The 24,711-nt window shown below is 70.3% G+C and carries 26 protein-coding genes and 1 tRNA gene; 12 read left to right on the forward strand and 15 right to left on the reverse strand.

Features of this window, described 5'->3' with window-relative positions:
- Positions 1–102 precede the first annotated feature (102 nt).
- Positions 103–855 carry a winged helix-turn-helix transcriptional regulator gene (locus tag ACQUQF_RS16760; protein WP_435180238.1) on the reverse strand — a complete coding sequence of 251 codons (753 nt, stop codon included), beginning with the start codon at positions 853–855 and terminating at the stop codon, positions 103–105.
- A 187-nt stretch (positions 856–1,042) separates the two neighbouring features.
- Between ACQUQF_RS16760 and uvrA the strand changes: the two genes are divergently transcribed.
- From uvrA to ACQUQF_RS16775, 3 genes are all read left to right on the forward strand, one after another.
- On the forward strand, positions 1,043–4,009 hold the full coding sequence (uvrA, locus tag ACQUQF_RS16765) for an excinuclease ABC subunit UvrA (RefSeq protein WP_435180239.1): 2,967 nt from the start codon (positions 1,043–1,045) through the stop codon (positions 4,007–4,009).
- 209 nt (positions 4,010–4,218) lie between these two features.
- A complete protein-coding gene (locus tag ACQUQF_RS16770) occupies positions 4,219–4,773 on the forward strand; it encodes a DUF7344 domain-containing protein (RefSeq protein WP_435180240.1) in 555 nt (184 codons plus the stop codon).
- A gap of 160 nt (positions 4,774–4,933) precedes the next feature.
- A complete protein-coding gene (locus ACQUQF_RS16775; protein ID WP_435180241.1) occupies positions 4,934–6,025 on the forward strand; it encodes a geranylgeranyl reductase family protein in 1,092 nt (363 codons plus the stop codon).
- Positions 6,026–6,048: 23 nt separating this feature from the next.
- On the opposite strand, the gene ACQUQF_RS16780 is transcribed toward ACQUQF_RS16775, so the two are convergent.
- Complete coding sequence (locus tag ACQUQF_RS16780) at positions 6,049–6,681, reverse strand: nucleoside monophosphate kinase (protein ID WP_435180242.1); 633 nt, start codon at positions 6,679–6,681, stop codon at positions 6,049–6,051.
- Between the two features lie 99 nt (positions 6,682–6,780).
- Here ACQUQF_RS16780 and ACQUQF_RS16785 point away from each other — a divergent pair, with 99 nt between their 5' ends.
- The gene (locus ACQUQF_RS16785; RefSeq protein WP_435180243.1) at positions 6,781–7,233 is read left to right on the forward strand and encodes a CBS domain-containing protein; all 453 of its coding nucleotides are present in this window, start codon (positions 6,781–6,783) and stop codon (positions 7,231–7,233) included.
- Positions 7,234–7,263: 30 nt separating this feature from the next.
- On the opposite strand, the gene ACQUQF_RS16790 is transcribed toward ACQUQF_RS16785, so the two are convergent.
- The gene (locus ACQUQF_RS16790; RefSeq protein ID WP_435180244.1) at positions 7,264–8,004 is read right to left on the reverse strand and encodes an SDR family NAD(P)-dependent oxidoreductase; all 741 of its coding nucleotides are present in this window, start codon (positions 8,002–8,004) and stop codon (positions 7,264–7,266) included.
- A 199-nt stretch (positions 8,005–8,203) separates the two neighbouring features.
- Between ACQUQF_RS16790 and ACQUQF_RS16795 the strand changes: the two genes are divergently transcribed.
- Positions 8,204–8,653 (forward strand): universal stress protein, encoded by a 450-nt coding sequence (locus ACQUQF_RS16795; RefSeq protein WP_435180245.1) that lies wholly within the window; start codon positions 8,204–8,206, stop codon positions 8,651–8,653.
- Between the two features lie 113 nt (positions 8,654–8,766).
- Here the strand turns inward: ACQUQF_RS16795 and ACQUQF_RS16800 are convergent, their stop codons facing one another.
- Positions 8,767–9,171 (reverse strand): hypothetical protein, encoded by a 405-nt coding sequence (locus ACQUQF_RS16800; protein ID WP_435180246.1) that lies wholly within the window; start codon positions 9,169–9,171, stop codon positions 8,767–8,769.
- Between the two features lie 131 nt (positions 9,172–9,302).
- Between ACQUQF_RS16800 and ACQUQF_RS16805 the strand changes: the two genes are divergently transcribed.
- The 3 genes from ACQUQF_RS16805 (at position 9,303) to ACQUQF_RS16815 (ending at position 12,347) form a co-directional block, all read left to right on the forward strand.
- On the forward strand, positions 9,303–10,280 hold the full coding sequence (locus tag ACQUQF_RS16805) for an ROK family protein (protein ID WP_435180247.1): 978 nt from the start codon (positions 9,303–9,305) through the stop codon (positions 10,278–10,280).
- A 198-nt stretch (positions 10,281–10,478) separates the two neighbouring features.
- Entirely contained in the window at positions 10,479–11,945 is a 1,467-nt protein-coding gene (locus ACQUQF_RS16810) for an LVIVD repeat-containing protein (protein WP_435180248.1), read from the forward strand.
- Positions 11,946–11,984: 39 nt separating this feature from the next.
- A complete protein-coding gene (locus tag ACQUQF_RS16815; protein WP_435180249.1) occupies positions 11,985–12,347 on the forward strand; it encodes a NifU family protein in 363 nt (120 codons plus the stop codon).
- 28 nt (positions 12,348–12,375) lie between these two features.
- On the opposite strand, the gene ACQUQF_RS16820 is transcribed toward ACQUQF_RS16815, so the two are convergent.
- The 3 genes from ACQUQF_RS16820 to ACQUQF_RS16830 all read right to left on the reverse strand — a co-directional run bounded on the left by ACQUQF_RS16820 (position 12,376) and on the right by ACQUQF_RS16830 (position 14,555).
- Entirely contained in the window at positions 12,376–12,804 is a 429-nt protein-coding gene (locus tag ACQUQF_RS16820; RefSeq protein WP_435180250.1) for a GNAT family N-acetyltransferase, read from the reverse strand.
- A 208-nt stretch (positions 12,805–13,012) separates the two neighbouring features.
- On the reverse strand, positions 13,013–13,408 hold the full coding sequence (locus tag ACQUQF_RS16825; RefSeq protein ID WP_435180251.1) for a DUF5611 family protein: 396 nt from the start codon (positions 13,406–13,408) through the stop codon (positions 13,013–13,015).
- A gap of 109 nt (positions 13,409–13,517) precedes the next feature.
- Positions 13,518–14,555: a DUF7093 family protein gene (locus ACQUQF_RS16830; RefSeq protein ID WP_435180252.1), complete on the reverse strand. Its 1,038-nt coding sequence runs from the start codon at positions 14,553–14,555 to the stop codon at positions 13,518–13,520.
- Positions 14,556–14,951: 396 nt separating this feature from the next.
- Here ACQUQF_RS16830 and ACQUQF_RS16835 point away from each other — a divergent pair, with 396 nt between their 5' ends.
- Positions 14,952–15,650, forward strand: coding sequence for a TOBE domain-containing protein (locus tag ACQUQF_RS16835; protein WP_435180253.1), 699 nt, complete (start codon positions 14,952–14,954; stop codon positions 15,648–15,650).
- Positions 15,651–15,889: 239 nt separating this feature from the next.
- Here the strand turns inward: ACQUQF_RS16835 and ACQUQF_RS16840 are convergent.
- The 6 genes from ACQUQF_RS16840 to ACQUQF_RS16865 form a co-directional block, all read right to left on the reverse strand.
- Positions 15,890–15,961 (reverse strand) — tRNA-Ala (locus ACQUQF_RS16840).
- 104 nt (positions 15,962–16,065) lie between these two features.
- Complete coding sequence (locus ACQUQF_RS16845; RefSeq protein WP_435180254.1) at positions 16,066–16,698, reverse strand: rhomboid family intramembrane serine protease; 633 nt, start codon at positions 16,696–16,698, stop codon at positions 16,066–16,068.
- A gap of 260 nt (positions 16,699–16,958) precedes the next feature.
- Complete coding sequence (gene rpsJ, locus ACQUQF_RS16850; RefSeq protein ID WP_115794767.1) at positions 16,959–17,267, reverse strand: 30S ribosomal protein S10; 309 nt, start codon at positions 17,265–17,267, stop codon at positions 16,959–16,961.
- Between the two features lie 3 nt (positions 17,268–17,270).
- On the reverse strand, positions 17,271–18,539 hold the full coding sequence (gene tuf / locus ACQUQF_RS16855; RefSeq protein WP_435180255.1) for a translation elongation factor EF-1 subunit alpha: 1,269 nt from the start codon (positions 18,537–18,539) through the stop codon (positions 17,271–17,273).
- Between the two features lie 221 nt (positions 18,540–18,760).
- Entirely contained in the window at positions 18,761–19,705 is a 945-nt protein-coding gene (locus ACQUQF_RS16860; RefSeq protein ID WP_435180256.1) for a homoserine dehydrogenase, read from the reverse strand.
- On the reverse strand, positions 19,702–20,244 hold the full coding sequence (locus ACQUQF_RS16865; RefSeq protein WP_435180257.1) for an amino acid-binding protein: 543 nt from the start codon (positions 20,242–20,244) through the stop codon (positions 19,702–19,704). The genes ACQUQF_RS16860 and ACQUQF_RS16865 overlap by 4 nt, the downstream gene beginning before the upstream one ends.
- A gap of 238 nt (positions 20,245–20,482) precedes the next feature.
- Between ACQUQF_RS16865 and ACQUQF_RS16870 the strand changes: the two genes are divergently transcribed.
- Entirely contained in the window at positions 20,483–20,629 is a 147-nt protein-coding gene (locus tag ACQUQF_RS16870; RefSeq protein ID WP_435180258.1) for a hypothetical protein, read from the forward strand.
- Positions 20,630–20,776: 147 nt separating this feature from the next.
- On the opposite strand, the gene ACQUQF_RS16875 is transcribed toward ACQUQF_RS16870, so the two are convergent.
- Complete coding sequence (locus tag ACQUQF_RS16875) at positions 20,777–20,914, reverse strand: hypothetical protein (protein ID WP_435180259.1); 138 nt, start codon at positions 20,912–20,914, stop codon at positions 20,777–20,779.
- A 191-nt stretch (positions 20,915–21,105) separates the two neighbouring features.
- The gene (locus ACQUQF_RS16880) at positions 21,106–23,292 is read right to left on the reverse strand and encodes an elongation factor EF-2 (protein WP_435180260.1); all 2,187 of its coding nucleotides are present in this window, start codon (positions 23,290–23,292) and stop codon (positions 21,106–21,108) included.
- A gap of 270 nt (positions 23,293–23,562) precedes the next feature.
- On the opposite strand from ACQUQF_RS16880, the gene ACQUQF_RS16885 reads away from it, so the two are divergent.
- Positions 23,563–24,333, forward strand: a complete 771-nt coding sequence (locus ACQUQF_RS16885; RefSeq protein ID WP_435180261.1) for a DUF5781 family protein — start codon at positions 23,563–23,565, stop codon at positions 24,331–24,333.
- A gap of 135 nt (positions 24,334–24,468) precedes the next feature.
- Positions 24,469–24,699, forward strand: a complete 231-nt coding sequence (locus ACQUQF_RS16890; RefSeq protein ID WP_435180262.1) for a PRC-barrel domain containing protein — start codon at positions 24,469–24,471, stop codon at positions 24,697–24,699.
- Positions 24,700–24,711 lie beyond the last annotated feature (12 nt).

Raw genomic sequence — 24,711 nt, forward strand, 5'->3', positions numbered from 1 at the left:
ACCGCGATGAAAAAGTCCGGTGGCGGGCGAGCGGGGTAAAGCGGGCCTAACGGTCGGGGACCGCACCGACGCGGGCCGGGGCCGCCGGCGTCCCCGTGCCGGTCACTCGGCCGACTCGGCCTCGAACGCCGCGACCGTCTCGTCGGAGACGGACTCGGGGGCGAACAGCGTGACGACGTCGCCGGCCTCGACGACGGTGTCGCCCTTCGGGGTGAGCACCGCGTCGCCGCGCTCGATGCTGACGACCAGCGACTCGTCGGAGATGATGCCCGACTCGTTGGCGGCCTCGAGGGTCAGGCCGGTGATCTCGGCGTCGTCGGGGACGGTGAACTCGATGACCTCCGCGCCGCCGGTCAGGCTCTGGACGTCGGCGAGCGACCGCCGGCCGGGGTCGTCGTCCGGGCTGAAGGGGTGGTAGGGGTGGAACAGCTCGTCCTGGACGATGTCCTCGCGCTCGAGTTCGAGGCCCAGGTCCGAGAGCTCCCGCGTGATGCGGCTGATGTCGTCTGTGTCGGTCCCGACCGCGGTGACCACGAGGTTCTCGCGGCCCGCCATCAGCTTCCGGACGTTCACGACGCCCGAGACCCCGAGCGCCGCCTGGGCCAGCCGGCGGCGCTCGCCCACCGGGACGGTGCACGTGAACTGGTTGACGATGCGGCCGTCGGTCCGCTCGTAGTCGATGTCGGCGTGGTACCCCTCGATGATGCCCGCCTCCTCGAGCTGGCGGATGCGGTGGCGGATGGTGGCCGGCGTGACGTCGACCTCCTCGGCGATGGTCGGGGCCGTGGTGTTCCGTGCGTCGTCGGCAAGGTGGTAGAGGATGCGCTTGTCGATCTCGTCGACGCGGTAGCTCATGCGCGCGTCTACTCGGGGCACCGATAAAAGCCCGGTCTTTGCGACCGACTTCGGGCGTCGGGGCCGCGTCGCCGGACGACGGGGGTCGCCGCATTACAGTTGCGTTAAGTGGCCTGAATCCCTGTCTCCTCTTGATGAACGAGACGGCACAGTACGCTGACGAGCATTCTCCTCGCACACGCAAACGATGAGCAAGGAGTACATCGACGTCAAGGGAGCGGAGGAACACAACCTCAAGGACCTCGACGTCTCCATCCCGCGCGAGGCGTTCAACGTGGTGACCGGACTGTCGGGGTCGGGCAAGTCCTCGCTGGCGTTCGAGACGGTGTACGCCGAGGGCCAGCGCCGGTACATCGAGAGCCTGTCGGCGTACGCCCGCAACTTCCTGGGCCAGATGGACAAGCCCCAGGTCGAGAACGTCGAGGGGCTGTCGCCGGCCATCTCCATCGACCAGAAGAACGCCGCGAACAACCCCCGGTCGACGGTCGGGACCGTCACCGAACTCCACGACTACTTCCGGCTGCTGTACGCCCGCATCGGCACCCCGCACTGCCCGGAGTGCGGCCGCGAGGTGGGCGAGCAGAGCGCCCAGAACATGGTCCGGCGCGTGCTCGAACTCCCCGAGGGCACCCGCGCGAAGATCGCGGCGCCCGTGGTCCGCGACCAGAAGGGCGCGTTCGAGGACCTGTTCGACGACCTGGTCTCGGAGGGGTACGGCCGGGTCGAGGTCGACGGCGAGTCGTTCGACCTCACGATGGACCGGCCCGACCTCGACAAGAACTACGACCACGACGTCGACGTCATCGTCGACCGGGTGAAGGTCTCGCCCGAGGCCCGGTCGCGCATCACCGACAGCGTCGAGACCGCCCTGGAGGAGGCCGACGGGGTGCTGAAGGTCATCCTGCCCGACCCGCCCGAGGGGGCAGCCGAGGACCTCGGCGGCGCGACGGCGCGCTCGACGGGCGACCTCGCAGACGACGGCGACGACGGCGAGGTCGACGACCGGCTGGTCGTCGAGTTCTCCGAGGACCTGGCCTGCACCCACTGCGGCATCGACTTCCGGGAGATCGAGACCCGGAGCTTCTCGTTCAACAGCCCCCACGGCGCGTGCCCGGAGTGTGAGGGCATCGGCGAGACGAAGGAGGTCGACGAGGACCTCGTCGTCCAGGACCCCTCCAAGCCGCTCAAGCACGTGTTCGAGCCGTGGAGCTACAACCGGACCTACTACCGGCGCCAGCTCGACAACGTCGCCGAGCACTTCGGCGTGAGCCTCGACACCCCGTTCGAGGACCTGCCCGAGGACGTCCAGGAGGCGTTCGTCTGGGGGACCGACGAGACGGTCCACTTCGAGTGGACCACGAAGAACGGCACCCGCGAGAAGGACGAGCGCTTCGAGGGGGTCGTCCCCAACCTCGAGCGCCGGTACGTCGAGACCGACTCCGACAGCACCCGCGACCACATCGAGGAGTACATGGCGGTCACCGAGTGCCCCGAGTGCGAGGGCACCCGGCTCAACGAGCAGAGCCGGTCGGTGTACGTCGACGGCACCTCGATCACCGAGGTCAACGAGATGTCGATCGGCGACGCCCTGGAGCACTTCGAGGGGCTGGAGCGGACGCTCGACGAGCGCGAGACCAAGATCGCCGAGGAGATCTTGAAGGAGATCCGGGCCCGGCTCGGCTTCATGGAGGAGGTCGGGCTGGAGTACCTGACGCTGGACCGCGAGGCCTCGACCCTCTCGGGCGGCGAGAGCCAGCGCATCCGGCTCGCGACCCAGATCGGCTCCGGGCTGGTGGGCGTGCTCTACGTGCTCGACGAGCCCTCGATCGGGCTCCACCAGCGCGACAACGACCGGCTGCTCAACACCTTGGAGGAGCTCCGCGATCTGGGCAACACCCTGCTCGTGGTCGAGCACGACGAGGAGACGATGCGCCGGGCGGACAACGTCATCGACATGGGGCCCGGCCCCGGCAAGCGCGGCGGCGAGGTCGTCGTCCAGGGCACCACCGAGGAGATCGAGCAGTGCGAGGAGTCGATCACGGGCGACTACCTCGCGGGCCGCAAGGAGATCCCGGTGCCCGACGAGCGCCGCGACTCCGACGCCAGCATCACCGTCAAGGGCGCGCGCCAGCACAACCTCAAGGACCTCGACGTGGACATCCCGGTCGGCCAGTTCACCGCCATCACCGGCGTCTCGGGCTCCGGGAAGTCGACCCTGATGCACGACATCCTCTACAAGGGGCTGGCCCGCGAGATGAACGACAACACCAGCGTCGACCCCGGCGACCACGACGCCATCGAGGGCATCGACAACGTCGAGAAGGTCCGGCTCATCGACCAGTCGCCCATCGGTCGGACCCCGCGGTCGAACCCCGCGACCTACACCGGCGTCTTCGACTACATCCGGGAGCTGTTCGCCGAGACGAAGCTGGCCAAGCAGCGCGGCTACGAGAAGGGCCGGTTCTCGTTCAACGTGAAGGGCGGCCGGTGCGAGGAGTGCGGCGGGCAGGGCACCGTCAAGATCGAGATGAACTTCCTCTCGGACGTGTACGTCCCCTGCGAGGAGTGCGACGGCGCCCGGTACAACGACGAGACCCTCGACGTCACCTACAAGGGCAAGACCATCGCCGACGTGCTCGAGATGTCGGTCGAGGAGGCATACGAGTTCTTCGAGCACGACCAGCGCATCGCCCGCCGGCTGGGCCTGCTGCGGGACGTCGGCCTCGACTACATGAACCTCGGCCAGCCCTCCACGACACTCTCGGGCGGGGAGGCCCAGCGGGTCAAACTCGCCGAGGAGCTGGGCAAGAAGGACACCGGCGACACCCTCTACCTGCTCGACGAGCCCACCACCGGCCTCCACAAGGCCGACGAGCGCAAGCTCATCGAGGTGCTCCAGCGGCTGACCGACAAGGGCAACTCGGTGGTCGTCATCGAGCACGAGCTCGACCTGGTGAAGAACGCCGACCACGTCATCGACCTCGGCCCCGAAGGCGGCGAGAACGGCGGCGAGATCGTGGCGGCCGGCACCCCCGAGGAGGTCGCGCGCGACGAGGACTCCCACACCGGCCGGTACCTCCGGGACATGCTCCCGGACGTGGAGCTGGAGGGCCCCCGGACCGAGCGCCGGGCCGCGCCCGCCACCGACGATTAACGTTCTGTTTCCGTTTCCGGGGTAAGGCCTACGTATCGTCACGTTAACTCCGGGAATTGCGCTATTACCGCCAACAAACATACGAGAATTGACATTGAGCGCGGGCTAAGTACTGGATAACAAAGTGTGGCCCGAATGAAACTGGGCTACCGTGATGGGACGGGTGGCGGTGGCACCGGCGCAACAAGCGATTGAGCGACTTCGGTAGCATGAGTTCGGCTGACAATTCACCGGAACGGGAGACACTGTCCGAAGATCTCATCTTCGACGTGTTGAAGAACCGGCGACGGCGATACACGCTGCATTACCTGAAGCAGCAGGAGCGGCCGGTCGAGCTGAGCGAACTCGCCGAGCAGGTCGCGGCCTGGGAGAACGACACGACCGTCGAGGGCCTGTCTGCCAACGAGCGCAAGTCCGTCTACACCTCGCTCTACCAGACTCATCTCCCCAAGCTGGCCGACGCCGGCATCGTGGACTACAACCAGAACCGGGGCGTCGTGGAGCTGTCGGACAACGCGGCCCAGCTCGAGGGGTACCTCCGACCGCAGGACGAGTTTCCGTGGATCCGCTACTACCTCGCGCTCGCGGTCGTGAGCGCGGTGCTGGTAATCGGCGACCTCTTCGGGGTTCCGCCGTTCGACGCGATCCCGGACGAGATCTGGGGGATCCTCATCGTGGCGGCGTTCGCGCTCTCGGCGGCGACCCACTACTTTCGCCGGCGGCAGCTCTCCCGGCAGGAGGCGCCGCCGAACGTCGAGCAGTAGTTTCGAGCGGGACCCCGGCCGGTAGCCCGAACCTAACACCGGCCGGTAGCCCCCGCGGGCAGGCGTCCGGCCGACCGTCGACCGGCCTGCGAGAGCGCCGACCGGGGACCCGAGCGCCAGAACGGTGAATACTTGGGCGAACGAGTAGTACGCCCGAGCGATGTACGACTTCGTAGTCGTGGGGGCCGGCCCGGCCGGATCGCGGTTCTCGCGGCGGGCGGCCGAACGGAGGTACGACGTGCTGACGCTGGAGCGGGGGACCGTCGGCGAGCCGCTGGCGTGCTCCGGCCACGTCAGCACCGACATCTGGGAGTTCGCGCCCGACGGCGCCCGGGCGGAGCTGCTCCAGAACGAGGTGTACGGCGCGCGCTTCCACGTCGGCGGGCCCGGGAGCGACGACTACCCGTTCTACAAGCGCGAGGTCGTCTCGAACGTCATCGACCGCGTGGGCCTCGACCGGCTGCTGGCCGAGGCCGCCCGCGAGGCCGGCGCGGACCTCCGGGAGGACCACAGCGTCACGGCGGTCGACGAGAAGCGCGACCGCGTGGAAGTGACCGCGAGCACGCCCGACGGCACCGAGACGTTCGAGGCCCGGATGGTCGCGGGCTGCGACGGCCCGGTGTCGCGGGTCCGGAGCGAGCTCGGGCTGCCCGACCCCGGCGAGAAGCTCCAGGGCGTGCTCGCGTTCGCCGAGGACGACGACCCGGGCGACTACGTCGACGTCCACCTCACCGCGCCGCGGTTCTTCGCCTGGCGCATCCCCCGCGGCGAGGCCGGCGTCGAGTACGGGCTGGCCGCCCCGCCGGGTTCGGAGCCCTCGGCCAAGGCGCTGTTCGAGGAGTTCACCGCGGGCTACGACGTCGAGACCGTCGACTTCTGCGCCGGCATGATCCCGGTCGGTCCGGCCGAGACCGTGACCGGCAGGCGCGGGTTCCTCCTCGGCGACGCGGCGGCCCAGACCAAGCCGTTCACCGGCGGGGGCATCCTCTACGGGATGACCGCCGCGGACCACGCCGCCCGGGAGATCGACCCCGAGCGCCCGTCGACGCTTCGGGACTACGAGGACGCCTGGCGCGACGACCTGAGCACCGAGATCAGGCTGGGCCACTGGATACGCAGGGCCTACTCGCTGCCCGAGTCGGTCCAGCACGCCGGGCTGTCGGCGTTCTCGGGCGAGATCGGCGTCCACATGGACAAGCCCACCTCGTTCTTCTCGAAGGAGCACCTCAGGAAGCTGCTGTCGGGGTCGTAGCGGGCGGCGGCCCCGACCGGCCGTCAGACGCGCGCGGCCACTGCCTCGCGGACCTCGCGCCACACCGCGTCCGGCGGGCGCTCGCCGTCGACCGCCGCGACCATCTCCCGCTGGCGGTAGAACTCCACCACCTGCTCGGTCGCCTCGCGGTACTCGGCCAGGCGGTCGGCGGCGTCCGCCGGGGTCGCGTCGTCGGGCCTGACCAGCGTCCCGCCGCAGACCTCGCACTCGCCGCCCTCCGCGGGCGCGTCCGGGGCGACGCTGTGCTCGTGGCCGCAGTCCTCGCAGACCCGCCGGGAGGCGACGCGCTCGACGACCGTCTCCTCGGAGACGTCGACGAACACCACGGCGTCGAGGTCGGCGACGCCCTCGAGGAACTCCGCCTGGTCGAGGGTGCGCGGATAGCCGTCGAGGACGGCGCCGTCGACCCCGGTCAGCACCTCGCCGACCACCTCGTTGGTCACCGGGTCGGGGACCAGTTCGCCGCGCTCGATGTACTCGGCCGGCGTCCCGAAGTCGGTCTCCATCGCCTCGTTCGCCCGCAGCACCTCGCCGACGTCGACCAGTTCGAGGTCGAGTTCGTCGGCCAGCCTGCGGGCCTGCGTGCTCTTGCCCGCGGCCGGCGGGCCGAGCACCGCGACGTGGGGTTGGCTCACACGGGGACCACGGGACGCGTTCCCTTGTCGGTTTTCGCCGCCGGCCGCGGCCTGGCCGCCGACCCGAAGATAGACGGCGGTGGCCCGCCACCTCCGGGTATGCTCGTTCGAGAGGCGATGAGCGACGAGGTGGTGACCGTCGACGCGGACGCCTCGCTCCGGGCGGCGGTCGGCCGGATGCTCCGGGAGCGAGTCGGGAGCGTCGTCGTCACCCGCGAGGGGACGCCGGCGGCCATTCTGACCGAGACCGACGCGCTGAGGGCCGGCTACCTCGCCGAGCGACCGTTCGCCGAGATCCCGGTCTCGAAGGCGGCCACCGGGTCGCTGGCGACCGTCGCGCCCGGGACGACGCTCCGGAAGGCCGTCCGGACGATGCGCGAGCGCGACGTGAAGAAGCTCCCGGTGGTCGAGTCGATGGAGCTGGTGGGCATCCTCACGACGACCGACGTGGTGCGCAACCAGGAGGCGCTCATCGACGAGGCCCACCGGTTGAGCGAGGGCCGAGAGGGCTGGTCGCCCGCGGGGAAGCGGTGGGACGCCGGGGACCCGTGAGGTCTTTCGGGACTCCCTCGTCCGCCGACCTCACACCGTCTCGGGCAGCCACCCGCCGTCGATCTCGACGTTCTCGCCGCTGATGTAGTCGCTGTCCTCGTCCAGGAAGAACAGGACAGCCTGTGCCACGTCCTCGAACGCCGCGGGCCGGCCCCGGGGCAGTTCCTCGGGGAACTCGTCGGAGTTCTCGACCACGTAGGGCGAGACGGCGTTGACCGTGACGCCGTCGTCCTGGGTGTCGTTGGCGAGCATCCGGGTGAACATCAGCACGCCCTGCTTGGCGATGAAGTACGGCGCGTTCTTCGGGTTGACCAGCCCCTTCTCGGCGCTGGCGTAGCCGATGTTGACGATGCGCCCCCAGTCGGCCTCGCGCATCGCCGGCAGGGCGCGCCGGCAGCAGAGGTAGGTGCCGTTGACGTTCGCCTGGAGCACGGTGTTCCACTGCTCGAAGGAGATCTCCTCCCAGTGCCGGGGCGCGAACGGGCCGACGTTGTTGACCAGCACGTCGACGGCGCCGAGGTCGGCCTCGACCGCGTCGAACATCGCGTCGACGTCGTCGGGGTCGGTCACGTCGCCCCGGACGGTCATCGCCTCGGGCGCGCCCCGGTCGCGGGCCGCGTCGGCCACCTCCTCGGCGTCGCCGGCGCTGGAGCGGTAGTGGACCGCGACCGACGCACCGCGGTCGGCCAGCGCGAGCAGCAGTTCCCTGCCGACGCCCGTCGCGCTCCCGGTCACCAGCGCGACGCGTCCGCTCAGGTCGGGTCGGATCATGTCGGTGGATTCGCGGTCGTCGTATTTCTGCGTTGAGGCTTCGGCGAGACCGGGTGGTTCCGTCCCGCCGAGCAGTCGCCGAGTCGACAGGAACGAGCGACACCGCCGGACGGAGGGCCGCACTCCGGGCGAGGAGCGCGCACGCGCGAGAATCGTCGCGGCCACGCATCATTAATATCCGGAAGGTCGTCGTTCCGGTATGGCACTCGAGACCATCCTGCTCGCGGTCGGGCCGGGCGACGCCACCCGGACCGAGGAGCTGGCGGAGGCGGTGATCGACATCGCGGGACCGACGGGGGCGACGGTCGTGTTGGCCCACGTGTTCACCGACGAGGAGTTCGACGGCGTGGTGAGCAACCTCGACTACGACCCGGCGGGCGAGATCGACCCCGACGAGGTGGCCCAGCGCCACGCCACGGTCCGGGAGCTCTCGAACGCCTTCGACGAGGCGGGCGTCGAGTACACCGTCCGGGGCCGGGTCGGCGAGCACGGGGAGACCATCGTGGACCTCGCCGAGGAGGTCGGGGCCGACCAGGTCGTAGTCGGCGGCCGGAAGCGCTCGCCGGCGGGCAAGGCCGTCTTCGGCAGCACGGCCCAGGAGGTGATGCTCAACGCGCCGTGTCCGGTCACGTTCGTGCGGGGCGAGTGACGCCTCTCGAACAGCCTGTCTCTCACAATACCGGAAGGAAACGCTGGTGCAGAGCCACGACTATCCGATGTCGTGGGATTGTTGGTCGGCCGAGCCCCGTCGGGAGGCGCGGGCTACTCCTCGGCCCGGCCCTTCCACTCGCGCTCCTGGCGGCGCTCGGCGACGTGGCGGCGGCCGCCGGCGACCGACTCGCGGGCGTCGCGGCCGAACGACTCGGCGTCGGCCAGCGGGCCGTCCTGGAACGCCTCCAGCACGCCGTATGACCACGTGTCGCCCACCACGCCGCGGGGGAGCAGGTCGTCGCGCAGGCGGTCGGCGAGGCCGTCGTAGCCGGCCGCCCGCAGTCGGTCCTCGGCCGCGGCGAGGTGGTCCATCGCGTGGCCGGTCGCGTGGTGGAACTCGACGAGGTGGCCGTGGGCCCGGTGGAGCCACTCGACGCCGAGTTCGACCTCGTGCAGCGCCTCGACCTCCGCCTCCGAGAGGCCGGCGTCCGCCGCGTCGTCGGTGTTTGATGTCATGCTATGACGTAGCACGACCCGGCTGATAACGCTGTCGCGGGCCGTCGGCGGGAATCGCGCCACACCGTGGCATACTCGTCGCCGAGTAAATGCTTGTAGTTAAGTGCGACCGGGCCGTCCTACCGGGGTGAATGGCGTACTACGCGGGCGTCGACCTCGGTGCGACGAACGTCAGGGCGGCAGTCGCCGACGACGAGGGTGACGTGGTGAGCGTCCACCGCGCGGACACGCCCAACGGTCCGACCGGCATCGCGGTCACGGAGGCCGTGCTGGAGTGCCTCCGCGAGGCGTGCGCGGCCGCCGACGTCGACCCGGCCCAGATCGCGGCCGCGGGCATCGGCTCGATCGGACCGCTGGACCTCGCGGAGGGCGCGGTCGAGAACCCGGCGAACCTCCCGGACACCATCGACCGCATCCCGCTGACGGGGCCGGTCGGCCAGCTCATCGACAGCGACCGGGTGTACCTCCACAACGACACCGTCGCCGGCGTCATCGGCGAGCGGTTCTACAGCGACCGCAACCCCGACGACATGGTGTATCTCACCATCTCCTCGGGCATCGGCGCGGGCGTCTGCGTCGACGGCCAGGTGCTCGCGGGGTGGGACGGCAACGCGGGCGAGGTCGGCCACATGGTCGTCGACCCGCGGGGCCGGCGCACCTGCGGCTGCGGCCGGGAGGGCCACTGGGAGGCGTACTGCTCGGGCAACAACATCCCGGAGTACGCCGAGCTGCTGGCCGAGGACGCCGGCTGGCTCGACACCGACCTGCCGCTGGAGGACCCCGACTTCTCGGCCGCCGACGTGTTCGAAGCCGCGGGCGACGACGAGTTCGCCGACCACGTGGTCGAGCAGGTCGCCCACTGGAACGCGCTGGGCGTGACCAACATCGCGCAGGCGTACGCCCCGCTGGTCATCTACGTCGGCGGCGCGGTGGCGCTGAAGAACGAGGCGCTCGTGGTCGACCCCGTCCGGGAGCGGCTCGACGACCTCGTGTTCAACAACGTCCCCGACGTCCAGCTGACCAACCTGGGCGACGACGTGGTGCTGAAGGGCGCCATCGCCAGCGCCCTGACCGGCGGCACGGGCGACCGGGACCACGTCACGGTCTGAGGCCCGGGCGACCGACGGAGCGAGAGGCCCCGGGCCGACAGAGGCCGGGGCGATAGAGGCAGGGGCGACAGAGGCAGGACCGACAGAGGCCGGGACGAGAAGTACCGGGACGAGAGACGACCGGGCGAGACTGGCCTCGTCGGCCGCGTCGGACCCGTCGCCCTCCCATTTATGCGGCTCCGTCCCCTGAATTGGGTCATGGACAGGCGTTCGTTTCTGCGAGGGGTCGGCGGGGCGATGGCGCTCGGCGCGGTCGGGGCTGCCGGCGCGGCCGAGACGACGGCGGCCCATCCCGGCCCGTACCGACCGCTCGGGAGCGTCTCGATCACCAACGCCCGCGAGGCGGTCCCCGACCCGAGCGGCGACTACGCGTACGTCGCCACCGCCGACGGGTTCGCGACGGTCGACGTTCGGGTCCCCAGCGACCCGCGGATCGCCTTCCAGGCCAGCGACCTGCTGTCGGACCGCGAGACGGGCCCGCTCCGGCTGATCCAGGACGTGAAGGTCGAGGGCGACCGGCTGGTCGCGGCCGGCCCGGCCGACCCGCTCCGCGGGGACGTGCTCCAGGGGTTCCTGCTCTACGACGTGAGCGACCCCGAGAACCCGAAGCAGGTCGCCTTCCACGAGACCCAGTTCCCCATCCACAACTGCTTCATCCGCGACGGCGTCGTCTACCTCACGGGCAACATGGGCGAGACCAACGCGCTCGTGATGGTCGACGTCAGCGACGGGACGCCCGAGGAGGTGGGTCGGTGGTCGATCGCCGACCGGAACCCGGGGTGGAACGAGGTGCCAACGGGCCTCTGGACCCTCCACGACGTGTGGGTCCAGGACGGCCTGGCGTACCTCTCCCACTGGGACGCCGGGACCTACATCGTGGACGTGAGCGACCCGTCGAACCCGTCGTTCGTCGCCCGGATCGGCGGGCGACCGCTCTCGGAGCTCCGCAAGGTCCCCTCCGAGCAGGTGAGTGCCCAGGTCCTGCGGCCGCCGGGCAACGCCCACTACGCGATGACCAGCGACGACGGGAGCCTGCTCGGGGTCAACAAGGAGGCGTGGGAGTCGGAGGGGCAGGGCGGCCCCGGCGGGCTGGTCCTCTGGAACATCGCGGACCCCGCGAACCCGGAGCGGCTCGCGACCATCGACGCGCCGCCCTCGCCCGACCCCTCCATCGGGGGGACGTGGACGACCTCCCACAACTTCGACATCGTCGGCGACCGGCTGTTCACCTCGTGGTACCAGGGCGGGGTCAAGATACACGACATCTCGGACCCGGCGAGCCCCCGGCGGATGGCGTGGTGGCGCCAGCCCGAGGAGACGTCGTTCTGGACCGCCAAGCGCGCGACGAAGGGGTTCTACATCGCCAGCAGCATGGGCCGCCGGAACAACGGGAAGGGCGGGCTCTACACCTTCCCGATCGAGGAGGACGTCCAGAAGGACCCGCCGTCGCTGACGACCGCGGCCGGGAACGCCACCGGGAACGCGAGCACGTCCGGAACCGGGACGACCGCGACCGAGCGGGCGTTCGCCGACGACACCACGACCGAGCGGTCCGCGACCGCCGAGTCCGGCTCCGAGACGGCCGGGGGCGTCCCCGGCTTCGGCGTCGGGGCGGCGCTCGCGGGACTGGTCGGCGCGGGCGCGTGGCGGCGGTTCCGCGGGTAAACCCAAAGTCCTAATCCCCGCGGTTCCTACCCATCCACAATGACCGAGGACGACGACTCCCTGCAGGCCCGGGTCGAGCGGTGGCTCACCGGCCAGATGCCCATCATCAGCATGCACGGCGGCGAGAGCGCCGTCCGGAAGGCCGACCCCGACAGCGGCGAGGTCGTCGTCGAGCTGGGCGGGGCGTGCTCGGGCTGCGCCATCAGCCCGCGGACGGCCCAGAACATCAAGCTCGACCTCGCGAAGGACTTCGAGGAGGTCGACGACGTGACCGTCCGGGTCGCCGACGACGGCACCAGCGGGTGGGACGTCGACCAGCCCGAGAGCGTGATGGGCATCGACCGCAACGAGGGCGGCCGCGGGGGTCGCGGCGAGGGCTCGCCGAACAGCGACCACTTCTGAAGGCCGCTCGCCGGCCTCCGCCCACCGACTACTCCGTGTCCTCTCGCAGATCGCCCGCGTAGAGGGCCATCCCCTTCGAGTCGGGCGCCGTGGCCTCGAAGCCGAACCGCTCGTAGAAGCCGTCCACGTCGGCGAGCAGGCTGATGTACGCCGAGTCGGGCGCGTCCTCCCGGCAGTAGTCGAGCAGCGCGTCGACCACCCTCGTCCCCAACCCTTGCCCCTGATGGTCCGGGTGGACAGCGATATCGACCACCTGGTAGAAGCAGCCGCCGTCGCCGACGAGCCGGCCCATGCCGACCAGATCGCCGGTGACCTCCTCGCGGACGGTGACGGCGTAGATGCTGTCGGGAAGGCCGCGCCGCGCGGCCGCCTCGGACCTGGAGCCCATGCCCGCCGCGTCGCGGAGGGCCGCGTACTCCTCGGGCGACGGCGCCGCGTCGCGAAGTCGGTAGGTCATCGACCGCCGATACCCGTCGCCGCGTCGTAACGCTGTCGAAGAGAGAAAGACCGGCGAGTCGGAGCCGAACTGCGAACCGCGAACTGCCGTCGGGGGCGGCGCGGTCCGCGGTGGCACGTCGGCGTCCCGCGTCGTGCTGCGGTGCCCGTAGCACGTACGGGACGCGTCGGGTCGGGAGTTCCGGCGTCGGTCTGGGGCCGTCCCGGGCCTACGAGACGCCGTCGGGCGTCTCGGCGTCGTCCTCGACCTGGCGCTTCATGGAGTCGCGGCGGGCCTTGGCGTCCCGGCCGGTGGCCTCCAGCAGGAAGGTGTTCTTCTTGTCGACGGCGTCGGCGGCGGCGGCGGCGTTGCCCTCGGCGATGACCTCCTCGGCGTCGCGTTCCTCGAAGTGGACCGCGAGCTTGTCCTTCTTGCCGCTGTACTCGGCGGCGCCGGCCAGGATCTTCTCGAAGACCGGGTTGTCGGGGTCCTCGACTACGTAGAGCTCGTGGCCGTTGTGCTCCTCGGTGCCGGTGACCTCGCCGAAGAACTCCTCGACCTTCGCCTTCATGTCGGGGACGCGGTCCTCCAGGTGTTCGCCGCGTCGCATCTTGTACTCTTTCATGGTAATCGCCCATTGGACAGGGTGGTGTAAACCCTTTTCGCGTCGTTCTCCTTCTTGAATCCGACGCTTCTGTCGCCTGAAACCGACTCGTCGCGCCCGGTCGGACTCGTCACTCCTGGGCGAGGTAGCCCCGGGCGCACTCCGGACAGATGTCGCCCGCCCGGAGCGACGACCCCGAGACGCTCGCGCGGTAGTCGCACTCGGGGCAGACGAACTCGGCGTCGAGGTCGGGGTCGTCGGCCGGCCCCGACAGGCTGGGCGCCTCGGCGCCCGCCGAGATGCCCGACGAGAGCTCGGGGGTGCTCCCGCCGGCGTCGCGGGCCTGCAGGGTGTCGCCCTCGGCGTTGACGAACTCGACCTCCTCGTCCTCGCCGTCGGCGACGCCCGACGACTCGGGGGTCAGGCCCCCGCCGAACTCCACGTCCGCGCGCTCGCCGTCGTCGGGCTCGGCGTCGTAGCCCTCGTCCTCGCGGCCGACCTCGGGCCACTCGGCCGGTCCGGTCTCGTCGGTCTCGGCCGGGTGGGTGGTGTCGGCCTCGGGCCACTCGCCGGGCGTCCGGTCGCCGTCGCCGTCGGACTCCCCGGCGTCGTCGTCGAGGATGACGGCGTCGTCGTCGGCCGCCGACGGGCCGGCGTCGACGTCGGCGTCAGAGGCAGCCTCCGTCCCGTCGGCGGTGCCGCTGTCGCCGTCGGAATCGGCGGCGCCACCGCCGGACGCGTCCGCCGACGCGCCGGCCTCGCTCGGGGACGACCCGGCCGGGTCCGACCCGCCGGAGCTCGGCGAGTCGGTGATGATCTCGGCGTCGTGGCCGCCGCCGGTCCGGCCGACGCCCGCGTCGGGCCCCGACGGCGAGTCGGCCTCGCCGCCCGCGTTCGGGTCGGTGCCGCCGGCGCCGCTTCCGGCGGAACCTCCGCTCGCCGCGCCGCCCGAGGTCCCCGCGTCGCCGCCGGCCGATTCGGGGCTCGGCGTCGGCGTCTCGATGGCGGTGACCTCCTTGTTCTCGGTGACGACCTTCCGGTCGCCGCACCGCTCGCACTCCTCGAACTCCCGGACCGTGACCACGACCTCGCTTCCCTGCTCCTCGCGCTCTCGCTCGATCTCCGCGTCCCCGTAGCTGTGACCCAGCAGCGAACACCTGAGACTCATTGTGCTGACCCTTACGTTCATGTGTGGTAAACCCTGTGTTTCGCCGTACGACGGGCGTCTGACGGCCGCGAGGGGCGAGGAGGTGGTCGGCCGCGAACCGGGGTCGGAGGCCGACAGCGAGCGGCCAGTCGCCACCGACACGGGACAGCGACGACGCCGTGAACTGCGCGCAGTGCCGGAGGAACGAGGTCGAGTTCGGGCAGTTGTTCGGGGTGTCGGCCCGGGCAGACAGCGCGAAGGGAGGTCGATCGGCGGTGGCGGCTGCCTGCAGTCGGTGCCTGTCACGAGTGTCCTATAGGCTTTCTGCTGACCTGAACTGGTAGGTCGGACCCGCGCCCTGCACTCCCCACACGACCGACGCAACGGTTTTCCCGACTCCCTCCGATACACTGCGCCATGGAGGAAGAGGCCGGCTTCGAGGTCCAGATCGGCGCGGGCGACCTCGCGTTCGACTCCCGGGACGCGACGCTGCTCCGGACCGTCGACGAGACGGGGTCGCTCAACGAGGCGACCGACCGGCTCGGGCGGTCGTACTCCCACGCCCAGCGACGGCTGGTCGAGCTCGAAGAGCGGTTCGGTCCGCTGGTCGAGCGCAAGCGCGGCGGTTCGGGCGGCGGCGGCAGCCGGCTCACCGGGACCGCCGAGGAGCTGCTGGTCCAGTTCGACGGGCTCCAGGCGGAGCTGGCCGGCGTCGTCGACGTCGCGCGCACCGCCCTCCCCGGGACGGTCCGCGAGCGCAGCGGCGAGTTCGCCGCGGTCGAGACCGCCGCCGGCACGCTCCGGGTGCTGGCGCCCGCCGAGGTCGCGGCCGGCGACGCGGTGGAGGTGTGGATCCGCGCCGACGCGGTCACGCTCAACGCGCCCGACGACGCGCCGGAGCCCGACGCCACCAGCGCCCGGAACCGCTTCGCCGGCGAGGTGATCGACGTCGACCGCGGCGAGACCGTCGCCCTGGTCGCCGTCGACGTCGGCGCCGACGTCCCGTTGCGCGCCCGGCTCACCCAGGACAGCGTCGCCCGGCTCGGCCTCGAACCGGGCGAGGCGGTCGTCGCCACGTTCAAGGCGACCGCCACGCGGGCGGTTCCGAAGGAGTAGTCGCTGCTGTTCGGATCGCCGCGCGAGCGTTCGACGACCTGGGTTCGACTCCGGTCCTCGGAGAAGAATCGCGGCGCGGAAATGTTTGGACTCGCTGGGACTGAGCGAACGCGACGCGTTCGCGAAGGTCAGCGAGTCCGCTGACTGGAGCGAACGAAGTGAGCGAAAGGAAGTGGACTCGCTGGGATTCCCGTGAGCGGAGCGAACGGGAAGTCAGCGAGGGAACGAACGGACGTGAGTGGACTCGCTGGGATTTGAACCCAGGGCCTCTTCCTTGCGAAGGAAGCGATCTACCGCTGATCTACGAGCCCGCGAACGCAGTAGTTCGTAGCGCACCCACTTATTAGAAGCTTATGTTTCGGGGGCGGCGTGGCGGTGAGACCCACGGAGCGGGACTCCCGTCCGGGGCCGCGGCTCACGCTCGGAGGAGCCGGACCCGACCCGCCAGCAGGCCGAGCGCGAGGCCGGTGAAGTGGGCGACCAGCGCCACGCCCGGCCGGGCGGTCAGCAGGGTCGCGGCCGCCGCGACCGCCAGCAGCAGCGCGACGCGGGCCCGCCCGCCGACGGGGAGCCACCGGAGCACCGCGTCGGTCACGGGGTTGCCGGCGAACAGGTAGCCCAGCAGGCCGAAGACGGCGCCGCTGGCGCCCAGCACCGCGGGGACGGGACCGGCCGACAGGACGCCGGTGACGACCACCTGCGCGACGCCGGCCAGCATCCCGACGCCCGCGAAGAAGGCGTGGAACCGCCAGGCCGTCGTCACGCGCTCCACGGCGAACCCCACCAGCAGGAGCACCACCGCGTTCGAGACGAGGTGGCCGACGCCGGCGTGGGCGTACACGCTGACCAGCAGGGTCCAGGGCCGGACCGAGAGCGGCGGCGCGAGCGCGAACAGGCCGACCGCGAGCCCCCGGGAGACCAGTCCCACGAGCGACTGGACCGCGAAGACCGCCAGGAACGCGACCAGCGTCTGGACGGTCGGGCTTCCGAGGAGTCCGCTCGACGGCTCGCGTCGGCGAACCTCGACCTCGTCGTACCGGTGGCTCACGGGTCGGCCCCTCCCGCGGGAGACCGGTCGCGCACCGGTGCCGGGCGGCCGCGTCGAACTGGTCGCGTCGGGGGTCGCACGTGCGACGCTACGGCCGGCGCGGTCAAAAAGACCGGGGAGGGTCGCGCCTGCGCAGCTGTCCGAGTCGGATAAACGGAGAAGTTATCGCCGGTCCGCGATCTGGAACCGTCAGCGGTGAGATCCGCCCAGTTCCGAGGGACGAGGTCCCCCGGCCTTCGTGTCGGGCTCGCGCCCGCAACTCAGTCCTCGAGGACGATCTCGATGCTGACGTCGTTCGGGACCTGGATCCGCATGAGCTGGCGGAGCGCGCGTTCGTCGGCGTCGATGTCGATGAGGCGCTTGTGGACGCGCATCTCCCAGTGCTCCCACGTCGCCGTCCCCTCGCCGTCCGGGGACTTGCGGGTGGGAATCTCCAGCGTCTTGGTCGGAAGCGGGATGGGTCCCGACAGCGAGACGCCGGTCTTGTTGGCGATCTCGCGGACGTCGTCGCAGATGTCGTCGAGGTCTTCGGGACTGGTTCCCGCCAGTCGGACGCGTGCCTGCTGCATGCGTTATGGCTCGTTGACGCTGAGGACCTGACCGGCCGCGATGGTCTGGCCCATGTCGCGGATGGCGAAGCTGCCCAGCTCCGGGATCTCGCTGGCCGGCTCGATGCTGAGCGGCTTCTGGGGTCGGACGGTCACCTTCGCGGCGTCGCCCGACTGGATGAAGTCGGGGTCCTCCTCGGCGACCTCGCCCGACGAGGGGTCGATCTTCGCGTCGATGGACTCGATGGTACACGCGACCTGGGCGGTGTGGGCGTGGAAGACCGGCGTGTAGCCGTCGGTGATGACGCTGGGGTGCTGCATCACGACGATCTGGGCCGTGAACGTCTCGGCGACGCTCGGCGGGTCGTCGGCCGGGCCGCAGACGTCGCCGCGGCGGATGTCGTCCTTGCCGATGCCCCGGACGTTGAACCCGACGTTGTCACCGGGCTCGGCCTTGGGCACCTCCTCGTGGTGCATCTCGATGGTCTTGACCTCGCCGCCCACGTCGCTGGGCTGGAACGAGACGTTGTCGCCCGTGTTGAGCGTGCCCGTCTCGACGCGGCCGACCGGGACGGTACCGATGCCCGAGATGGTGTAGACGTCCTGGATCGGGAGGCGCAGGTCGGCGTTCGTCGGCGGCTCGGGGGCCTCGAGGCTGTTGAGCGCCTCGAGGAGGATCTTGCCGTCGTACCAGTCGGTGTTCTCGGAGCGCTCGGCGATGTTGTCGCCCTCGAACGCCGAGATCGGGATGAAGCTGGCGTCCTCGGTGTTGAACTGGACCTGGTTGAGCAGGTCCTTGACCTCGCCGACGACCTCCTTGTAGGTCGACTCCTGGTAGTCGACGACGTCCATCTTGTTGACGCCGACGATGAGCTCGTTGATGCCGAGCGTGCGGGCCAGGAAGACGTGCTCCTGGGTCTGGGGCGCGACGCCGTCGTCCGCGGCGACGACGAGGACGGCGTTGTCGGCCTGGGACGCGCCCGTGATCATGTTCTTCACGAAGTCGCGGTGGCCCGGACAGTCGACGATGGTGAAGTAGTACTCGTCGGTGTCGAACTCCTGGTGGGCGATGTCGATGGTGACACCGCGCTCGCGCTCCTCGGCGAGGTTGTCCATGACGTAGGCGAACTCGAAGCCGCCCTTGCCCTTCTCCTCGGCCTCTTCCTTGTGCTGTTCGATGACGTGCTCGGGTACGCTCCCCGTCTCGTAGAGGAGTCGCCCGACCAGCGTGCTCTTCCCGTGGTCAACGTGGCCGATGATGGCCAAGTTCTGGTGCGGTTTGTCTTCGCTCATTTGTATCTCACGCGCAGACGCGCTCTGTCGCTATCTTTTGGCAGAAGCAGTTAAAACCATTTCGATACGCTATGCTACCCGCCCCGACGCCGTCTTGCGGTTATTGCTAGACCATCGCACGATTGTCGCATCGGTGAGACGACTCGGTCGGCGGACCGGGCGGACACTCGCCGCCTCGCGCGTCGACGCGGCGGTCCGCCACCTGCCCGTTCGCCGACCGGTCATCCGTCGAGACGGTTCACGTCCGCGAGGACCGCGGTCGCGGTCTCCGGACCGCCCGCCCCGCGGCCGCTCAGGTTGAGCCGGCCGGCGTGCTCGGTCTCCAGCTGGACGATGTTGCGCGTGCCCGAGACCGCGAGGACGCCGTGCTCCGGGACGAGCCGCGGCCCGACGCGGACGCCCTGAGGCGTGGCCTCGCCGATGAGCCGGATGGTCCGGCCGTCCTCGGCCGCGACTTCGAGCGCGTTGCCCGGCAGCTCCGCGATGCCCTCGACCTCGGCGTCGTCGAGCGTGTACTCGCGGTCGCCGAGGACGTTCGCCAGGATGACGCACTTGAGCGCGGCGTCGGTGCCGTTCACGTCGAAGGAGGGGTCGGCCTCCGCGACGCCGAGGTCCTGGGCCTCCGCCAGGACGTGCTCGTAGCTCAGCCCCTCGCCGGCCATCCGGGTCAGCACGAAGTTCGCGGTGCCGTTGAGCACGCCCCGGGCCGCCGTGATGGTGTCTGGGTCGTAGCTCTCGATGGTCGAGAGCACCGGGATGGCCCCGCCGACCGTCGCCTCGAACCGGACCGACCCCTCGCTGTCCCGCTCCAGCTGGCGGAGGTCGGCGTACCGCTCGGCGACCGGCCCCTTGTTGGCCAGCACGACGTGGCGGTCGCGTTCGAGCGCCGCCCGGGCGTGGCCGAACCCGGGCTCGGCGTCGCCCAGCGTCGTCGGGGTCGCCTCGACCAGGACGTCGTACTCGGCGTCGAGCGCGGCGTCGGGGTCGGCCGGCCCGACCCGGCCCGACTCGTCCTTCTCGGCGAGCGCCGCGGCCACGTCGATCCCCTCGTCGTCCACCGCGGCGCCCGACGAGTCGGCCAGCGCGGTGACCCGGTGGCCGTACTCGCCGGCGAGCTCGGCGACCGACCGGCCGACCGCGCCCGCGCCGACGACGGCCAGCTTCACGCCGACCCCTCCAGTTCCGTCAGCGGCTCAATCACGCGCAGGTCCTTGCGCTCTGCGACCTCGCGGACCGCCGCGATGGCCTCGCCGGTCGCGCCGGCCTCGGCGGCGAGCCGGAGCCGGGCGCTGGCCACGTCGCTGGTGCCGCCCGGCGCCGACAGCGACACGTCGGCCACCGTGGCGTCGGCGTTCGCTTCGATGGACGAGAGGGTCTCGGAGAGGTCGGTCTCGACGACGTCGCCGACCAGCAGCACCGACACCTCCTCGCCGTAGCGCTCGGCGCCCGCCTTGATGACGTTGACGCCGGCTTCCCGGAGGTCCGCGACGAGCGCGTCGAACCGGTCGGGCGGACACTCAAGGTCCACCTCGACGGGGATCCGCCCCCGCGGTGTGACCGACCCGCGCTCGTGGAACACCGACAGCAGGTTGCCCCCGTTGGCCGCGATGGGCTCGAGGGCGCCCAGGAGTTCGCCGGGTTCGTCTACCAGTTCGAGCCGGACGGTGTAGGCCCGCGGATCGGTGGCGCTCGCGTCGTCACTCATCTTGCCCTTCCCTCACGCGCGGGCGGGCATAAGGTTTCAGGCGGTCACAAAACTGGCCGACCGGTTCGGCCGACCGGCGCACGGTGACTGTCGCGCTGTTCGCGGGAGGGGGCGGAACCGACGGAACACTCGAAACAGTCCGAGCCCCACTACAGGCGGGGACGAACCCACCCAAGCCAGCGATTACCGTGCCACTAGTTACCATATACTCAAAACCGGGGCCGCCGACGGCCGACACATGGCGACCGACGACCGACAGACCGACCGACGAGGCACCGACGCCGCCGACCACGTCTGCGTGTTCTGCGGCGAGACGTTCGACCCGAACGAGCGGACGACGTGTCCGTCGTGCGAGGCCACCGTCGTCCTGCGGGGTTCGCGCTGAGCGCCGGCGCGGTCGGACCCAGACCCCGGCGACAGAAGGACGCACGACGAGCACAGCGAGACGGGCCAGAAGGGAGTAGCGGACGAGTAGAATCGGGTGCAGTACGGGGACGCTGGGAGCGGGCGGGCTCCGGCGGATCGCAGCCGGCTACTCGTTGGTGGGTGTCTGGGAGACCTCCGGCGGGTACTCGGCGCTCGCGGACAGCAGGGCCCAGATGCCCGCGACGACGCCGACCCAGAGGAAGGTGACGAGGCCGACCCACAGCAGTGTGACGACGGGGTCCATGACTGGGGAGTCGGAGAGACGGCGCCGCGGGACTTGGTTATACACCACCTACGCCGGACGCCCGGGCGTGGCACCGAGTGACAGAGAGCGCCTGAAGCGGCGGGCGTCCGCGGTACGTGACGGTAGTGCGGGAGGCAGAGAAAGAACGCGAGAGAGAAAGAGAGCGAAGACCGACTGCGGGCGCGGGCCGGTCAGAAGTAGTCGACGGCCTCGGGCAGCTCCTGCTTCATGCCCTTGCGCTCGCGGATCTCCATGATGGTCTCGCGCTGGAGGTTGTCGGCCATGACCTCGAAGCCGGCGTTCTCGGTGTTCCACGACGCCCGGCCCTCGGTGGCGCTCCGGATGTCGCTGGAGAAGCCGATCATCTCGTCGACCGGCGCGATGCCCTCGACGACCATGAGGTCACCCTCCTGGTACATGTCGTCGACCCGGCCGCGGCGGCCCTGGATCTCGCCGGAGGCGGCGCCCATGTGCTCGTTGGGCACGTCGATGCGGACGTCCTGCATCGGCTCGAGCAGCTTGACCTTGCCCTCGACGAGCGCGTTGTGGACCGCGTTGCGGACCGCGGGGATGACCTGCGCGGGACCGCGGTGGATGGTGTCCTCGTGGAGCTTCGCGTCGTTGAGCCGGAGCAGGGTGCCCTGGACGGGCTCGCCGGCCAGCGGACCGTCGTCGAGCGCCTCCTCGAGGCCCTCGATGACGAGCTCCATCGTCTCGTTGAGGTGCTGGATACCCTTCGTGTCGTCGATGAGGATGTTCGTCCCGTGGATGTGCTCGACGTTCTGGGACGTGTCCTTGTCCATGCCCGCCTCCTGGAGCACCTCGCGGCGCTCCTGCTCGGGCATGTCCATCGAGACGTCGCCGAGCTTGATCTTCTCGACGAGCTCCTCGGTCAGCGGCTGGGCCTGGATGTAGAACCGGTTGTGGCGGTTCGGCGAGATGCCCTCGATGACGTCGGTCGGCTCCTGGATGGCCTCGCGGAACACGACGATGGGTTCGCCGGTGTTGACCGGGATGCCCTGGTTGCGCTCGATGCGCTGGGTGATGACCTCGAGGTGGAGCTCGCCCTGCCCGGAGATGAGGTGCTCGCCGGTGTCCTCGTTGATCTCGACCTGGATGGTCGGGTCCTCCTTCGAGACCTGCCGGAGCGTCTCGATGAGCTTGGGCAGGTCGTCCATGTTCTTCGCCTCGACGGACTTCGTGATGACCGGCTCCGAGATGTGCTCGATCGACTCGAACGGCGTCATCTCGACGCTGGACACCGTCGAGCCCGCGATGGCGTCCTTGAGGCCGGTGACCGCGGCGATGTTACCCGCGGGGACGCGCTCGACCTCCTCGCGCTCGCCGCCCATGTAGATGCCGACGCTCTGGACCCGGTTCTTCCCGGCGGTGCCCGAGACGTACAGCTCCTGGCCCTTCTCGAGCGTGCCGGAGAACACGCGGCCCGCGGCGATCTCGCCGGCGTGGGGGTCGATGCCGATGTCGGTGACCATCAGGACGACCTCGCCGTCGGGGTCGACCAGCCGCATGCCCTCGGCGAGCTCGGTGTCGTCGTCGCCGCGCCAGATGCGCGGGATACGACGGGGCTGGGCCTCGATGGGGTCGGGGAAGTGCTCACAGACCATGTCGAGCACGACGTCCGACAGCGGGGTCTGCTCGTGGAGCTCCTGGCGCTTGTCGTTGCGCTCGAGCTCCATGATGTCGCCGAAGTCCATCCCGGTGCGCTGCATCGAGGGCATCGAGACGCCCCACTTGTAGAGGGCCGACCCGAAGCCGACCGTCCCCTCCTCGACGGAGACGGTCCAGTCCTCGACGTCGTCCATGTCCTCGGTCATGCCCCGGATGAGCTCGTTGACGTCGTCGATGACGTTGAGCAGCCGGCGCTGCATCTCCTCGGGGCCCTCCTGGAGCTCCGAGATGAGGCGGTCGACCTTGTTGATGAACAGCGTGGGCTTGACGCCCTCACGGAGCGCCTGCCGCAGCACCGTCTCGGTCTGGGGCATCGCGCCCTCGACCGCGTCGACGACCACGAGCGCGCCGTCGACGGCCCGCATCGCGCGGGTCACGTCGCCGCCGAAGTCGACGTGGCCCGGCGTGTCGATGAGGTTGATGAGGTGCTCGGTGCCCTCGTACTCGTGGGTCATCGAGACGTTCGCGGCGTCGATGGTGATCCCCCGCTCCTGCTCGTCCTCCTCGGTGTCCATCATCAGCTGGGTCGCCTCACCCTGGTCGGCGATCATGCCCGCACCGGCGAGGAGGTTGTCGGTCAGCGTGGTCTTCCCGTGGTCGACGTGCGCGGCGATGGCGATGTTCCGGATCTGCTCCGGCTCGTCCATCAGTCGCTCGCACTGTTCGACGATCTTCTTTCGTCTTCCCATTATGGGTCTTCTACCTGCAGGAAGTTGAAAAGCGTAGTGTTTCGCCGCGAGTGAGCGTGTGAGCCATTGACGGGGTCGTTCGCGGCCGACCGGACCGCCTCGTTACCCGCCCGAGCGCCGCGCTGAGAGCCGGGTCGGGACGACCCCGTTCGGCCGCCGTTACCGGTCGGTTTTACCGGGTCTGAACAGGCGTACGCGCCGCCGGACCGCGGTCAATCGCCCCCATCCGTCGCAAGAGTCTTGTCCGACGAACCCTTGGGACCGTTACGCATGGAGGTTCACGTCCACGGTCCCGGTCCGGCCGCGCCGTTTCTCCGCGCTCGCGACCTCTTCGAGACCGAGCACGACCTCGACTCCCCCGTCCACGTCCGCGTCCGGGAGAACCCCGACGAGCGGACATGGACCGCCCACCCTGACGACCACGTCCTGAACATCTCCCGGCAGGCCGCCACCAGCGCGATGGCCCGCGAGCTCGCGCTCCACGAGTTCGCACACATGGCCCGCCACGAGCAGGACCACCCCTCCCACACCCAGTCGACCGAGGAGGTGCTGTTCCTGGCGCTGTCGGGCAAGTCGGTCGAGCGCCACCGGGTGGCCCACTGCTACCAGATCGCCAACCACATGAAGGACATCTACGCCGACGACATCACGCTGCGGGTCGGGCCGACCGACAAGCTCGTCTCCTTCCTCGAGTCGGAACTCGCCGCCGCGGTCGCCGACCGGCCGACGCCCGCCCGCGAGGGCCCGTCCCGTAAGCGCGACGGCCTGCGGCTCACCGGCACCGCCGACCCCGAGATGACCGCGGTCAACGCCGCGTTCGCCCTGGCGCTGGTCGAGCGCCACGACCTCGTCGGGCCGGACCACCGGCTCTACGACCTCGCCCACGCGGCCGCCAACGACGCGACCGAGGTCAGCCTGGCGGGGTTCAAACACCGGTTCGCGTCGCTCGGTCCCGACCCCGACGAGAGCGAGTACCGCCGGGCGCTGGTCGACGCCACCCGGGCGTACGCGGTCGGCGGCGGCGAGCAGGCGGCCGACTAGCGCCGGGTCCGGCACCGCGGAGGCGGATGGGGCTCCCTCGGCGTTCTCTCTACTGCGGGCACGTCCCCACCGCGGACGCCGCCCGTCCACGTCCGGCCACAGGTGTTATTCGCGTCTCGCCACCAGTGTCGATGTATGGCACGGTTCAGCTCCGCCGACGAAGGCAAGACCGTCACCCTCGACGGCGAATCCGTGGGGACGATCACGTCCGTCGAGGGCGACACAGCGAGGGTCGACCCCGAGTCCGACGTCACCGACCGGATTCGCTCGAAGCTCGAGTGGGACGACCCGGAGAGGGACACCCACACGATAAGCGACTCCCGGGTCGCCGACATCACGGACGAGGAGGTCCGCCTCACGACGTAGAGCCCGAAGGGC

The organism is Halorussus sp. AFM4 (genome assembly GCF_051194995.1).
Taxonomy (GTDB): domain Archaea; phylum Halobacteriota; class Halobacteria; order Halobacteriales; family Haladaptataceae; genus Halorussus.